Consider the following 1,594-nt stretch of genomic DNA (forward strand, 5'->3'; position numbering starts at 1 on the left):
TGAACCGCCAGGACGCCAAAGTGGGATCAAGTTCAAAAATAGAAAAAGACGATGAACCGCCAAGATCGCCAAGATCGCCAAGAAAGAGAAGTGGGGGCGCAGCACGCTGCCTTGCCCATAGGCACCAAGTTAAGGAGAAGGGTATCTTTATGGTTGCTTAAGACCAGGAAAGGATACGCTTCTCCAATGACAACGATAGCAGAATTAGCCGCAACGATGCAAGACTTGTTGACCAGCAGAGCCGATGAATTGGCAAAAAAACGGGCTTTGTCCAGCGGGAGCGGAAAGTGACGGGTTCGGGCTTTGCTCAAGCCTTAGTCTTCGGCTTCTTGTCTAATCCCGCCTCGACGCGCGCGGAACTCAACCAAGCTGCCGCGACGGCGGGCATGGACATGAGCACACAGGGCTTCGACCAGCGCTTCAACGCCAAAGCCGTGGTGTTTCTGGACACGCTGCTTCAGGCGGTGCTGGAGCAGGTGGTGACGGGGATCACGGGCACGGCGAGTCTGTTAAGCCGCTTCAGCGGTGTCTACGTGATGGACAGCAGCATGGTCAACTTACCGCCTGCTTTGGCGGCGGTTTGGCAAGGCAATAACAGCGTGGACGATGCGGCGGTGAAAGTGGCGGTGCAGTGGGATGTCCAAGCGGGCAGCTTGGGACTGTGGCTGAGTGGGGGACGAGTGCATGACCAGCGCACGGGGGTTGGTGCCACCATCCTGCCGCCGGGGAGTCTGCGCTTGGCCGATTTAGGCTTCTTCAACTTGGAGCGCTTTCAAGACGACCTGAGCAGGCAGGTGGATTTCTTTAGCCGCTACAAGCTGGGCACGAGCCTGTTCACCCGCGCAGGTCAGGCACTCGACTTGGCAGCCTTACTGCGACGGCAGGGCACGCGCCCACTGGACTTGCCTATTCTGTTAGGGGCACACCGTCTCACTTGTCGCTTGATGGCGCTGCCGGTGAGCGCGGAAGTCAAAGGCAAACGCCGCGCGCGCTTGCGGCAAACGGCCCGGCGCAAGCAGCAGCCCGTCAGCGCTGCCGCCCTCGCCCTGGCGGGCTGGACGCTGTATGTCACCAGCCTGCCCGCTGAACGTCTGGCGCTCTCAGAAGCGCCGATTTTAGGCATGACCCGCTGGCAAATTGAGCGCCTGTTCAAGCTCTGGAAAAGCAGTGGGTTATTGGATGAGTGGCGCAGTCACGACCCCTGGCGCGTTTGGAGTGAGTTCTATGGCAAGCTGTTGGCGCTGCTGGTACAGCATTGGCTGCTGTTAGTGAGTGCTTGGCAGCGGCTCGACCGCAGTCTGCATCGGGCGGTTCAGGTCATCCGCAAACACGCTTTTCATTTGGCCGCCACGTTTCACACCCTCAACGCTTTCACCTTAGCATTGACCGTCGTAGCCCGCGTGGTGCTTCAGACCTGTGGGATGAGCAAGCGCGCGGCTCATCCCTTAACCTTTCAATATTGGCTTAAGAGCGATTTTGCTTAACTTGGTGCCTATGGGGCACGATATATCGTGCCCCTACCTATCCTTCTATTGGGCACTGCCCAGCGCCTCGGCGAAAATGCCGAGCGCTTCGTCAATCTGCGCCTCGCTCA

The 1,594-nt window shown here is 58.7% G+C and carries 1 protein-coding gene; it reads left to right on the forward strand.

Annotated elements, in window-relative coordinates; translation table 11 throughout:
- Positions 1–287 precede the first annotated feature (287 nt).
- Entirely contained in the window at positions 288–1,484 is a 1,197-nt protein-coding gene (locus HYZ49_14335; GenBank protein MBI3243459.1) for an IS4 family transposase, read from the forward strand.
- Positions 1,485–1,594 lie beyond the last annotated feature (110 nt).

It is taken from the genome of Chloroflexota bacterium, from assembly GCA_016197225.1.
Taxonomy (GTDB): Bacteria; Chloroflexota; Anaerolineae; order Anaerolineales; family VGOW01; genus VGOW01.